This is a genomic window from Elioraea rosea (assembly GCF_007644105.1).
In the GTDB taxonomy this organism is placed as follows: Bacteria; Pseudomonadota; Alphaproteobacteria; order Acetobacterales; family Acetobacteraceae; genus Elioraea_A; species Elioraea_A rosea.
The window spans coordinates 17,185-29,555 of record NZ_VFAC01000029.1 but is presented as its reverse complement, the minus strand read 5'-3'; the positions used below and the strand labels follow the sequence as shown (position 1 = coordinate 29,555).

The 12,371-nt window shown below is 72.9% G+C and carries 11 protein-coding genes; 7 read left to right on the top strand and 4 right to left on the bottom strand.

Going from position 1 to position 12,371, the window contains the following annotated elements; all coding sequences use genetic code 11:
* The first annotated feature begins 335 nt into the window (after nt 1-335).
* The 3 genes from FIF60_RS15965 to FIF60_RS15955 all read left to right on the top strand — a co-directional run bounded on the left by FIF60_RS15965 (nt 336) and on the right by FIF60_RS15955 (nt 5,602).
* Entirely contained in the window at nt 336-2,186 is a 1,851-nt protein-coding gene (locus tag FIF60_RS15965; RefSeq protein WP_158639256.1) for a PAS domain-containing sensor histidine kinase, read from the top strand.
* Nucleotides 2,187-2,376: 190 nt separating this feature from the next.
* Nucleotides 2,377-2,775 (top strand): response regulator, encoded by a 399-nt coding sequence (locus FIF60_RS15960; protein ID WP_144187092.1) that lies wholly within the window; start codon nt 2,377-2,379, stop codon nt 2,773-2,775.
* Nucleotides 2,750-5,602 (top strand): ATP-binding protein, encoded by a 2,853-nt coding sequence (locus FIF60_RS15955; RefSeq protein ID WP_144187091.1) that lies wholly within the window; start codon nt 2,750-2,752, stop codon nt 5,600-5,602. Before FIF60_RS15960 ends, FIF60_RS15955 begins: the two co-directional genes overlap by 26 nt.
* Before the next feature lie 3 nt (nt 5,603-5,605).
* Here FIF60_RS15955 and FIF60_RS15950 read toward each other — a convergent pair whose 3' ends face one another.
* The gene (locus FIF60_RS15950; RefSeq protein ID WP_144187090.1) at nt 5,606-6,802 is read right to left on the bottom strand and encodes an MFS transporter; all 1,197 of its coding nucleotides are present in this window, start codon (nt 6,800-6,802) and stop codon (nt 5,606-5,608) included.
* 61 nt (nt 6,803-6,863) lie between these two features.
* Between FIF60_RS15950 and FIF60_RS15945 the strand changes: the two genes are divergently transcribed.
* From FIF60_RS15945 to FIF60_RS15935, 3 genes are read left to right on the top strand one after another with little or no spacing between them, the layout of a single operon-like run.
* A complete protein-coding gene (locus tag FIF60_RS15945; protein WP_144187089.1) occupies nt 6,864-7,748 on the top strand; it encodes a helix-turn-helix domain-containing protein in 885 nt (294 codons plus the stop codon).
* On the top strand, nt 7,745-8,365 hold the full coding sequence (locus tag FIF60_RS15940; protein ID WP_144187088.1) for a hypothetical protein: 621 nt from the start codon (nt 7,745-7,747) through the stop codon (nt 8,363-8,365). The genes FIF60_RS15945 and FIF60_RS15940 overlap by 4 nt, the downstream gene beginning before the upstream one ends.
* Nucleotides 8,366-8,376: 11 nt before the next feature.
* A complete protein-coding gene (locus FIF60_RS15935) occupies nt 8,377-9,555 on the top strand; it encodes an MFS transporter (protein ID WP_144187087.1) in 1,179 nt (392 codons plus the stop codon).
* Here the strand turns inward: FIF60_RS15935 and FIF60_RS15930 are convergent.
* Genes FIF60_RS15930 through FIF60_RS15920 form a run of 3 tightly spaced genes read right to left on the bottom strand, consistent with a single transcriptional unit; the run spans nt 9,536 to nt 11,855 of the window.
* Complete coding sequence (locus tag FIF60_RS15930; protein WP_144187086.1) at nt 9,536-10,858, bottom strand: sensor histidine kinase; 1,323 nt, start codon at nt 10,856-10,858, stop codon at nt 9,536-9,538. The genes FIF60_RS15935 and FIF60_RS15930 overlap by 20 nt on opposite strands.
* 8 nt (nt 10,859-10,866) lie before the next feature.
* A complete protein-coding gene (locus FIF60_RS15925) occupies nt 10,867-11,526 on the bottom strand; it encodes a response regulator transcription factor (RefSeq protein WP_144187085.1) in 660 nt (219 codons plus the stop codon).
* Entirely contained in the window at nt 11,526-11,855 is a 330-nt protein-coding gene (locus FIF60_RS15920) for a PepSY domain-containing protein (protein ID WP_144187084.1), read from the bottom strand. The genes FIF60_RS15925 and FIF60_RS15920 overlap by 1 nt, the downstream gene beginning before the upstream one ends.
* A 136-nt stretch (nt 11,856-11,991) precedes the next feature.
* On the opposite strand from FIF60_RS15920, the gene FIF60_RS15915 reads away from it, so the two are divergent.
* Nucleotides 11,992-12,357 carry a PepSY domain-containing protein gene (locus FIF60_RS15915; RefSeq protein WP_144187083.1) on the top strand — a complete coding sequence of 122 codons (366 nt, stop codon included), beginning with the start codon at nt 11,992-11,994 and terminating at the stop codon, nt 12,355-12,357.
* Nucleotides 12,358-12,371 lie beyond the last annotated feature (14 nt).

Here is a 12,371-nt window from a genome sequence, read left to right as displayed (position 1 = left end):
GGACCTCGAACAGGGACCCGGAACAGCCTCCATGCCCGCCTGGCCGCTCCCGTCGCTCCCGTCGTTCCGCTTGCCCGCCCTGGCGCGCTGGCTGCCCGCGGCGCTGCGCCCGGCCGGCATGCTCGCCGCCCTTGCCATCGCCGGCACGCTCGCCCTCGCCGCGCTCGCGCTGCGCGGGCATGTGGTCGACGCCGCGAGGCGCGACCTCGAGGCCCAGGTCGCGCTCGCCGCCGAGGCGGTGTCCTACCGGCTCTCGGCACAGTTCCAGACCGACCTCGCCGAGCGCGACTACGCCTCCGCCCTGCCGCGGGTCGAATTCGGGCCTGGCGGGGCGCTTGCTCTGCTGGCAGAGGACGGCACGCCGCATCGCCTGCCACCCTCAGCTTGGGCTTGCCGGCGTCGAAAGCTTCGGCGTCACGCTCGAGAACGGAAACGGGGGCGTGGTCGTGCTCGGGCCGGGGCGCGTGCTGCCGCCCCGCCTGCTCGCCTGGCGGCACCTGCCGGAGCACCGGGTGATCGTGATCGCCTCGCGCGACGAGGCGGTGGTGCTCCAGCCCTGGCGGCGGGGGGTGAACGCGGTTGCCGCGGCGCTGGTCGCCGTGCTCGGCATTGCCGCCGCCTACAGCATGGCGGCGGCCTCGGCCCGGGCGCGGGCGCGGGCGGCCGATGCCGCGCTCACGCTCTCCGAGGCCCGTGCCGCGCTGGTGGCCGATGCGCTCGACGTCGCGATCTGGTTCCGCAACACGCCGACCGGCATCACCCGCTTCTTCGGCGACAGCGTCACCCGCATCACCGGCCATGACAGGCAGTTCCTCGAAAGCCGCCGCGGCACCTGGACCGACGTGGTGCAGCACCCGGCCGACAGGCCAGCGCTGCGCGCCGCCCGGGCCGCGGCCGACGCGGCCGATGCGCGCGGCGAGCCGGCGTCTGACCGCTCGGCCACCTTCCGCATCGTCCGCCCCGACGGCACGGTGCGCTGGCTGCATTCGCGCACCCGGCGCCTCGGCGACGGCTCCTCCGTCGGCGTCCTGCATGACGTGACCGAGCTGACCCACGCGCAGTCCGCGCTCGCCCGCCGCGAGGCGGAGCTCGGCGAGGTGCTGCGCCTCGCCGGCATCGGCACGCTTCGCCTCCCGCCCGGCCGGCACGTGGTCGAACCCTCGGCAGAGCTCGCCGCCGGCTGGGGTCTCGCGGAGGGTGGCGCCTTGCTCTCCCTCGAGGAGTTCGCGGCGATGATCACGCCAGAGACGCGGGCCGCGGCGATGGAGGCCTTCGCCGCCGTCCGCCGCACCGGGGGCAGCGCCGATGTCGAGTTCGCGGTGCGCCTTCCCAACGGTTCCGTACGGCTGATCTGGTCGCGCGCACGCTGCGAGACCGACCCCGATGGCGAGCGCGGCGCCGTCGTCGTCGTCTGCCAGGATATCACTGAGCGCCGCGCGGCGCAGACGGCGCTCGCCCAGGCGCAGAGGATGAGCGCGCTCGGCCATCTCACGGGCGGGGTCGCGCACGATCTCAACAACCTGCTCACCGTGGTGCTGCTGAACCTCGAAGGCGTCATGGAGGAGCTTCCGCCCGGATCGCTCGCCCTTGCCGCCACCGCCCAGGCGGTGCGCGCGGCCGAGACCGCTGCGCGGCTGACTGCCCAGCTCCTCGCCTTCGCGGGCCGCCAGCCGCTCCGGCCAGAGAGCCTAGACCCCTCCGCCGTGCTCGCCGAGCTCGTGCCGATGTTCGGCCGCGCGCTCGGCCCGCGCATCGCGGTCGCCGTGAACGTCGCCCTTGGCACACCCAGCGTCTACGCCGACCCGACGCAGCTTCGCACCGCGCTGCTCAATCTCGCCGCCAACGCACGCGACGCGATGGACGGCACGGGGCGGCTCGTCATCACCGTCGGGCCGGACAGCGAGGGCAACGTCGCGTTCGCTGTGACGGACGAGGGAAGCGGCATGAGCGAGGACGTGGCCGCACGCGCCTTCGAGCCGTTCTTCACGACCAAGCCCGCCGGCCAGGGAAGCGGGCTCGGCCTGAGCCAGGCCTACGGCTTCGTCGCCCAGTCGCGCGGCACGATCGGGATCGAGAGCACGCCTGGCTTCGGCACGACCGTCCGCTTCGTGCTGCCCTCCGCCCCTGGCGATGGTCGGCCGCGCCGCGACGTGGAAGAAGCGGCCCACGCCGCGCTGGTGGCATGAGTGGGCGCCCGCAGGGCGGGACGGCTGCGGCCAAGGAGCCGGACACGGCTTTTTGCGTGCAAATCTACGACCCATTTCTCGGCGCGCGCGCAAACCGTGTGCTCAATCGCGCTTTTCGTGTAGGGTTCTCGAAACCCCCAGGCATGGCGGAGGGCAAGCCTCTGCCGGCCGGGCACGAAGCCGGTGAACCATGTTGGCCCGTACGGTGCTGGTGATGGACGACAATGCCGAGGCGGCCTCGGCCCTCGCCCGCGTCGCCTCTGCGGCCGGGTGCGAAGCCACCGTGCTCACCGACAGCCGCGATTTCGCGAAGGTTTTCGGTGCCCTGCGCCCGGGCGCGGTGATCCTCGACGTGATGATGCCCGACCAGGACGGCATCGAGCTTGTGCGCGAGATCGCCACGATCGACCCTGTCACGCCCGTGCTCCTCGTCACCGGCCATGGCGAGGTCTGGGCCCGCATGGCCCGTGACATCGGCGCCCTCGCCGGGCTCCGGAATGTCGAGATGGCGACGAAGCCGGTCACCCGCGCGGCGATCACGGCCTTCCTCGAAGCGGCGTTCGATGGCGCAGAACACTGCCGCGAATAGACCCGACCCGCCGTACCGGACGCCCAGGCTGCCGCTGAGGCGGCGCTGGCGGTGGCAGTCCGTCGCCCTCGTCTCCGCCCTCGTCGCCGTCACCCTCGCCCTGCCGCTCTGGGCGGGCGACAAGCTTCGCACCCGCATCCTCACCGAAGCGGAACGCGAGATCGCCACCCAGGCCGACATCGTGGCCGCGGCGACGGAGCGTCGGCTTCAGGCGCTCCGCTTCGCCCTCTACGGGCTGCCGAGCTGGATCGACGGCCCCCTCCTCGCCTCTGCCGCGGTCGATGACGACGTGCACGAGGCGCTCAAGCGGCTCAACCTCGCGGGCGGCGAAGGCGTCGGCTTCATCGCGATCGCCCCAGATGGCCGGCTTGCCGCGAACGCGCGCAGCCTCACCCCCCCGGCGGGCGCGGCGCTCAATCACGCCGGGCGGATCAACGTCAGCAGCCTCGGACTCGTCTCCCCCTCGGGCCTCGCCTTCGCCGCGCCGCATGCCGGCCAGGCCGACTATGTCCGCGGCCGGCCTGTCATCGCCGTGTCGCGGGCACTGCCCGGCGGAGGATGGGTGCAGGCGATCGTGCAGCTCGATGTCGGCGCGGGCCTGCTCCCGCCGCACGATCTCGGCAATGGCAGTTCCGTGTGGCTGACGCGCGACGACGGCCAGGCGATCGCCCAGTGGCCCCCGCCCGTGCGGCTCCCCATGCCGCGCGTCGACCTCGCCTCGCCCCAGCTCGCTGCAGACATCGCCGCCCTAGAGCACGGCCTCGACCCGACGGGCGAAGGCGGAATGATCGAGACGATCTCGGCGCGGCGGGAGCTGCGCGAATTCGGCCTCGTCCTCCTCGTTCAGCGCGACCGCAGCGCGGTTCTGGCCCCCTGGCGCACGGGCATGGCGACGATGCTCGCCGGACTTAGCATCGCGCTGATCGCCGCAGCGCTCGCGGCCTGGCGCGCCGCACGGATCTCGACCGAGCTCTCCCTCTCGGAGGATCGGGGCCAGCTCATCGCCGACGCGCTCGGCCTCCTGATGTGGAGCCGGCCGGAGCGCGCCGCGGCCTCGACCTATCACGGCAACATGGCCGAGCCGCTGACCGGCTACCCCACGAAGGAGCTGACTTCCGCGCCTGGGCAGTGGCGCGAGAAGGTCGTCCACCCCGACGACCGGCCGCGCGTCGCGCGCGAACTGGCGGAAGCCGACCTTTCCGTCCCACTTCATCAGAACTACCGCATCGTCCGTGCGGACGGAGAGGTGCGCTGGGTCGAGCAGCTCGTGCGGGCAGCGCCGGGCGGCGGCGTGGTGGGCGTGACCTACGACATCACCGAGCGGAAGCAGACGCAGGAGCGCCTCGCGCAGAGCGAGGCCGAGCTTGCCGAAGCGATGCGCATCGCCGGGCTCGGCCGCTGGCGCATCGATCTCGCGACCAACGACGTCACGTACTCGGCCGACGTGCTCGAGCAGATGGGCTTGCCGGGCGGGGCCGATTGCGGGCCGATCTCGATGGAAAATGCCTTCGAGATGATCGATCCCGAGGACAAGGCGGCCGTTGTGGCCATGCTCGCGCGGGTTCGCTACACCGGCGAGACGGTCGAGTTCGAATACAGGCTCCGCCGCCCGGATGGCGCGGTGCGCTATCGCTGGGCGCGCGCAGCACCCGAGCTCTCGGGCAATGACAAGGTCACCGCCATCGTCGGCGTCTGCCAGGACATCACCGAGCGACGCGAGGCGGCGATGCAGCTCGCCAGCGCCACCCGCCTCGCCGCGCTGGGCCAGCTCACCGGCGGTATCGCGCATGACGTGAACAACATGCTCACCGTCGTTTCCCTCAACCTGGACCTCCTGGCCGACGAGGTGGTTCCCGGCACGCCCGCCTCCGAGGCGCTCGAGGCGGCGCGGCGCGCAGCCGCCGGCGGCTCGGAGCTGACGACGCAGCTGCTCGCCTTCGCGAGGCGCCAGCCGCTGCGGCCGACGGCGGTCGACGTTGCGGCCCTGTTCGACGAGCTCCGCCCGATGATGACGCGCACGCTTGGCCGCGGCGTGAAGGCAGAGCTCACCGCCGTGCCTGGCACGCCGCCCGTGCTCGCCGACGGCGGGCAGCTCCGCTCCGCCCTGCTCAACCTCGCGATCAACGCCCGCGACGCGATGCCCGAGGGCGGCGCGATCCGCATCACCGCAGGGCTGGACGAGGACGAGGGGTACGTGGCCTTCGCCGTGGCCGACGAAGGCTCGGGCATGACGCCGGAGGTGATCGCCCGCGCCTTCGAGCCGTTCTTCACCACCAAGCCGGCGGGCAAGGGAACCGGGCTCGGCCTCGCGCAGGTCTACGGGTTCGTGACGCAATCGCAAGGCAGGGTGTCGATCGACAGCGAGGCCGGCGAGGGAACGGTCGTGCGCTTCTCGCTTCCCGTCGCCGAACGGAGGGAGCGCGCGAAGGGAGCAGTGAAGGCCGCGCAGCCGCTTGCCGGTGCGCGCGTGCTCGTCGTCGAGGACGAGGCGCAGCTCCGCACGGCGGTGGTGTCGATGTGCCGCTCTGCCGGGCTGACCGTCGCCGAGGCGGACAGCGCTGCGACCGCGCTTGCCGTGCTCGATGGCGGGTTCCAGCCCGACCTGCTGTTCACCGACATCAATCTCGGCCCCGGCCCGGATGGCGTGATGCTGGCGACGCTGGTGCGCCGGCGCATCGCCGGTGTGAAGGTGCTGTTCGCCACCGGCTACACGGCAGAGGCCGAGGTGCCGGAAGGCGCGCCGCTCATCCGCAAGCCCTACGCGCGGGAGGCCCTGCTCGAGAACCTCGCGCGCGTGCTCGCCGCCGCCGAGACGGTCGGGGCCTGAGCGCTACTCGGCGGGTGCCGGGCGCGGCGCGGCGGAGGTGGTGAGCTTCGGAAACGCGGTCGCGAAGGCCGCCGTCAGCGCTCCCGTCGCGGCAAGCACCCACAGCACGGCCTGCATGTCGCCCGTCTCGGCATGCAGGATGCCGACGAGCGGCGCCGCTGCGGCCGCGCCGATGAAGCCGACGAAGAAGCGCACCGCATAGGCCTTGGAGCGCAGCGCCGGCGGCACGGTGCGGGCAAGCATCGCGTCGTTCACCGTCACCTGTCCGAACACCGAGGCGATCAGGAGCCCGGCGAACGGCACGGTCATCCACGCCTTGGCGCCGATCACGGCGAGGATCAGCGGAAGCTGTAGCGCGGCGAGCCCGAGGAACAGCGCGCGCAGGCTGACGCGATCGGCCAGCCGGCCGACGGAGAACTGCGTGACCGCGCCGCAGATAGAGACGCCGAAGGCGACGAGCCCGATCAGCCCGAGCGCTCCCGCCTCGCCCGCGAGGCGCTCGTCGAGAAGCTTGGGCAGCAGGATGGTGACGGCGTTGAACATCAGCCCGTTCGTCACCGCGATCAGCGTGAGCACGATGAAGGCACAGATCGCGACCGAGCGCGGGATGTCGGGGAACACGGCCTGGGGCCGCTTCGTCGCGCTTGCGTCGCCCTTCGGGCCGAACACGTAGAACAGCCCGATCGCTGCACAGACGAGGCCGGGTGCGATGAACGCGATGCGCCAGCCGAACCAGGCGGTGAGGAAGGCGGTGAGAAGCGGGGCGAGCGAGACGCCGAGATTGCCGAACACCCCGTTCAGCCCGATCGCGCGGCCGACCCTCTCGCCCGCCGCCTCGACAAGCATGGCCGTGCCGACGGGGTGGTAGATCGCGAAGAAGGCGCCGGCGAGGGCGAGCGCCACGGCGAAGGTGATTGGGGTGACGGCAAGCCCGCAGGCGACCAGCGCAAGCCCGCCGCCGATGTAGTTCGCCGCAAGCATCTGCGCCTGGCCGTACCGGTCCGCCAGCCAGCCGACGGGAAGCGAGCCGAAGCCGTAGATCGCGAACATCGCCGTGCCGAGCGCGACGATCATGCCGTAGTCGAGCCCGCCGAGATCGCCCGCCATGCCGAGCACGGCGGTGGGCAGGATGAGCAGCGCGTAGTGGGTGAGCGTGTGCAGCGCGTTGACGAAGGCGATGGTGCGCGTGGCCGGATGCATGGGCGTTTCCTCGTGAGCCGGCGCATCCTATCCTGTCCGAATGGCGACGTCCGGACGAAGAATGTTCCATTTCGGACACGCGGGTTCGCCGCGTCGCGCCTCGCGCGCCGAAGGCGGCGCTGCCGGCGCGCTGAAGCGGGTACCCGAGAGGGTGGGGCGTCCTGCTCGGCAGGAGGTGCTCGAGCACGAGACGGCGTCGCGGCCGCTCACGGGCTACGCGTTCGACTACCCCGACGGGCTTGCCACCGGGCGGCACAACCACCCGCGCGCACAGCTTCTCTACGCGACGCGCGGAACGATGAGGGTGGCGACCGACGCGACGCTCTATGTCGTGCCGCCTGGCCGCGCGCTCTGGATCCCCGCGCACCTGCCGCATGCGGTGACGATGGATGGCGCGGTGGCGATGCGCGCGCTGTTCCTGCGCGAGGACGCCGCCGCCGCCGGCCCACCCGCGCCAGCGGTGATCGCCGTGTCCGAGCTCCTCCGCGCGCTCATCCTCGCCGCTTGCGAGGAAGGAACCGAGTGGGACGAGCGCGGTCGCGGCCGGCACATTGCCGCGCTCGCGACCGACGAGATTGCCCGCGCCCGCGCCCTGCCGCTCGGCCTCGCCGCACCGCGCGACCCGCGCGCGCTGAAGCTCGCCAACGCCCTGCTCGCAGACCCGGCCGACGCGCGCGACGGCGCGGCACTTGCTGCCTTCGCCGGCGCCTCCGAACGCACGCTGCACCGCCACTTCACGGCAGAGACAGGCATGGGGCTCGCACGCTGGCGGCGCGAGGCACGCCTGACGCGCGCGGCTGCCCTGCTCGCGGAAGGGATGTCGCCCGGAGCGGTGGCGGCGAAGGTTGGCTACGCCTCGGCGCCTGCCTTCGGCGCGGCCTTCCGTGCCGCTTTCGGCATCACGCCAGGCGAGGCGACGCGCCAGCGCGGGGAGGATGCGGCATGAGGCAGGGCGAAGCGGTCGTCGCGATCTGGAACGATGTGGTGCCGGAAGGACTTGCCGCGTTCCATGCCTGGCACATCGCCGAGCACATGCCCGAGCGCGTGGCCATCCCCGGCTTCCGCCGTGGCCGCCGCGCGGTCTCGCCCGATTCCGCGCAGCGCTTCTTCACCATCTACGAGGTCGCCTCGCTCGACGTGCTGACGGGGCATGACTACACCGCGCGGCTGAACGCGCCGACGGAAGCGACGCAGGCGAACATCCCGAACTTCCGCAACACCGTGCGCGCGCTCGCCCATGTCGCCGCAGGGACCGGTCACGGCACGGGAGGGTGGATCGAGACGCTTCGGCTCGACGCGCGGCCGGCGGATGCGCTCCTGCATCGCCTGCTGCAGGCCCCGCGCATCGTCGCCGCGCATCTCTGCCGCACCGACATGCCGGCCTCGGGGGTCGTCACGCGCGAGAAGGCGGGCCGCACGACGCTCGACCGCCCGCCCGATTGGTTCCTCATCGTCGAGGCAACCGATGCGCCCGCGCTCGACGCGGCGCTGTCCGGCGCGGAAGGGCGGCGCGACCGGTTCATCCTCGAACAGATCCTTTCCGAAATCGATCTCGGCGCGTGAGGGTCGGCGGCATGGCGCGGGCGGTCACGCTTCTCGTCGTCGCCGTCGTTCTCGCCCTCTCGCTCTGGTTCTCGGCCGCAGCGGTGATGCCGGGCCTCGCCGCAGAGCACGGCACGACGCTTGCCGCGCTCGCTGGGCTGACGACGGCGACACAGCTCGGCTTCGTCGCCGGCGCGCTTTCGCTTGCCGCCACAGGATTGCCCGACCGACGCGATCCGCGCGTCGTGTTCGCCGCATCCGCCGTCGTCGCCGCCGGCGCGAATGCTGGGCTGCTCGTTCTTCACCCGGAAGGGTGGGCCGCGCTCGCCTCGCGCTTTATCGTCGGCGCGGGGCTCGCCGGCGTCTATCCCGTCGGGCTCAAGATCGCCGTGGGGTGGAGCGAAGCGCGGCGCGGGCTGATCACCGGCTTCCTCGTGGGCGCCGTCACGCTCGGCTCGGGCCTGCCGCATCTCGTCGTGCTGACAGGCGGGCCCGACTGGCGCGCGACCATCGTCGCGACCTCGGCCTTGGCGCTTCTCGCCGCCGCGCTCGTGTTCGGCGTTGGCCTCGGCCCGTTCCACCGCCGCGCGGCGAGGCTCCGCCTCGGCGTGCTTGGGCTCGCGTGGAGCGACCGTCGCATCCGCCTCGCCTTCGCCGGCTATTTCGGCCACATGTGGGAGCTCTATGCGTTCTGGGCCTGGGTGGCCGCCATCGCCGCGGCGTCCTCGGGTGCGGTGGTGGCGAACCCGCGTGCGTTCGGCGCAGCCGTCGCCTTCGCCGCCATCACGCTCGGCGGGCTGGCCTGCGTGCCGGCGGGATGGTTCGCCGACCGGATCGGCCGCGCCCGCATCGCCGGTGGCGCGATGGTGATCTCCGCCGCAGCGGGCCTCGCCTCGGCCATCGGCTTCGGCGGCGCGCCTGTCATCGTCGCGGCGCTGCTCGTCGTCTGGGGAAGCTCCATCGTTGCCGACTCGGCGCAGTTCTCCAGCCTCGTCGCCGACAACGCGCCGGCGGAGAGCGCGGGCAGCCTGATGGCGCTGCAGACCGCGCTCGGCTTCGCCCTCTCCGCGCTCACCGTGCAGCTGCTTCCCTGGTTCGCCGGCCTCGCCGGCTGGCCGTTCGCGCTCGCCGCGCTCGCCATCGGCCCCATCCTCGGCGCGGCGGCGATGGGGCGGCTCGACGCGATGGGCGTCAGACGCCCCGCAGGCTGAGCCGCGCGGCGAGCCCGCCGAGGGGCGAGCGCCCGAGCGACAGCGCCCCGCCATGCAGCGCGGCGAGGTCGGCGACGATGGCGAGCCCAAGGCCCGTTCCAGGCTCCGCCTCGTCGAGCCGCACGCCGCGCGCGATCGCAGCCTCTGCCTCCACCGGCGTGAGGCCCGGGCCGTCATCCTCGACCGTGACGACGACCTCGCCAGGCGCGCCGCGCGCGAGCGTGACGGAGACGCGCCCGCGCGCCCATTTGCACGCGTTCTCGACGAGATTGCCGAGAAGCTCGGCAAGATCCTGCCGGTCGATCCGCGCGCGCACCCCCTCTCCGCCCGATACGCTGACAGATCGATCGGGAAACAGCCGGCGCAGGGCGGAGGCGACCTCGTCCGCTGCCTCGCGGAGCGGCACGGCCGCGCGGGCGGTCTCCGCCCCCGCTGCCGCTGCCCGGGCGCGGGCGAGATGGTGCTGAACGAGCCGCTCGAGCCGTGCCGCTTCCGCCCGCGCCGTCGCGACATCAGGGCTCGCCGCGTCGAGGGCGTTGCGCAGCACGGCAATGGGCGTCTTCAGCGCATGCGCGAGATTGCCGAGATGGGCGCGCGCGCGTTCGACCGTCGCGCGGTTTGCGGCGATCAGCGCGTCGATCTCGCTCACCAGCGGGGCGATCTCGCTCGGCGCATCGAGGCCGAGGCGTTCGGCCTTCCCCTCGCGCACGCGCGCAAGCGCCCGGCGCGCGCGCCGCAACGGCGCGAGACCCGCGAGAAGCTGCGCGATCAGCGCAGCGGCAAGGCCGAGGCCGAGCACGACGAAGAGCGAGGCGACGATGCGGGCGAGCCGCCGCGTCTCGGCATCGAGCGGCGCGCGGTCGAGCGCCACGGAGACGGTGAGCGGCATGTCGCTCCCTGCAGGAACGACGACGCGCTCGGCGAGCCTGAGGGCCGTGTCGCGGGGCCCCGGCACGTCGCGCACCCTTACGCCCTCTGGCGGCAGCGGGGCCGTGGCGAGGCGCTCGTCCCACAGGGAGCGGGAGGTGGCGGTGCGGCCACCCGCCCCGGTGATCTGCCAGTAGGCGCCGGAGAAGGGCTGCTCGAGCGCGGCGAGCTCCGGCGGGCGTGCCATCGCCGGCGCACCGCCCTCGCCGACCGCCGTTCCCGCGACCGCGGCATCGAGCAGCCCGACGAGCCGCGCATCGAACGTCGCCTCCACGCTTCCTGCCATCGTCCGCGTCACGAACCAGGCCGCCGCGCCGAGGCCGAGGGTGAGCCAGAGGGAAGAGAGGAGCGCGAGGCGGAGGGTGAGCGAGCGCATCGCGGCGGTCAGTCCCCCGCGATGCGGTAGCCCCGGCCGCGCACCGTCTCGATCGTGCCCTCGCCGAGCTTGCGCCTCAGCCGCCCGACGATGACCTCGAGCGTGTTGCTGTCGCGGTCGAAATCCTGCCCGTAGAGATGCTCCGTCAATTCCGTCTTCGAGACCACGGCGCCGGCGTGGTGGGCGAGGAAGGAGAGGAGCCGGAACTCGAGCGCGGTGAGCCGCACGGGCTGGTCATCGAGCGTGACCCGCGCGGAGGCCGTGTCGATGCGCAGGCGCCCGAGCACGATCTCGGGTCGCGCGAGCCCATGCGCGCGGCGGATCAGGGCGTGCAGCCGCGCGATCAGCTCGCCCATCGCGAAGGGCTTCGCCAGATAGTCGTCCGCCCCCGCGTTCAGCCCTGCGACCTTCTCGGTCCACCCATCCCGGGCGGTGAGCACGAGCACAGGCATCGTGCGCCCCGCTTCGCGCCAGCGCTTCAGGACCGACAGCCCGTCGAGCAGCGGCAGGCCGAGATCGAGCACCACGGCGTCATAGGGCTCGGTATCGCCGAGATGGTGGCCCTCCTCGCCGTCGCCGGCGCGGTCGGTCGTGAAATGCGCCTCTGTGAGCGCGGCCTCGAGCTGCCCGGCGAGCGCGTCGTTGTCCTCGACGACGAGGATGCGCATCAGCGCGCCCGCAGCCGCACGGGGCCCTTCGTCTCGATCACCGCACCGGTCGCGGCATCGACCTCGAGCTCGAAGATGCGGCCGGAGGGAGGCAGCAGCTTGAACTCGTAGATCCAGCGCCCGTCATCGCGTTCGAGCTCGGTCTCGATCACCCGGCCGTCGTAGCGCGCCTCGATCTCGGCGAGAAGCGCAGACAGCGGGCGGATCTCACCGTTCTCGAGCGCTGCCCGCGCCCGCTCGTGGTCACGCTCGCGCCGCGGCTGCGCGGCGGCGGGAGACGCTGCGGCGAACAGGGCCCCGAAGGCGAGGAGGCGGCGCGGAAGAGGCATCGCGCGAGCCTGCCACGGCCTCGCTGAACGGTGGCTGAACGGCCGGCTCAGCGCCGGTTCAGGTGTGCCGGTGCAGTCTCCGCCCCGTCGATGCGGCGCGCCGTGGTGGCGTGCCGCGAACGAGGAGAACCAACCGATGACCCCTACCAAGGCCCTTGGTGCTGCCGGCCTCTCCGCCCTGCTTCTCGCCGCGCCCGTGATGGCGCAGACCCAGGTGCCGACCGGTGACGGCCCGCGCGCAGAGCGGAGCGCGACTGATCGCGATGGCCGCAGCGAGCGGCTCGACCGCGAGCGTGCCGATCGGAACCAGGCCGTGCTCGATGCGCGCGTCGGCGCGGCGGATGCGATCCGCATCGCCGAGCAGGCAGGTTTCCGCGGCGTGCACGAGGTGGAGTGGGAGCGCGGCCTGTGGGAGATCGACGCGCTGGATGCCTCCGGCGGCCGGGTGAAGCTTCTGGTCGATGCGCAGTCGGGCGCGCTGGTCCAGCAGCAGCGGCGCTGATCGGGGAGGCTCCT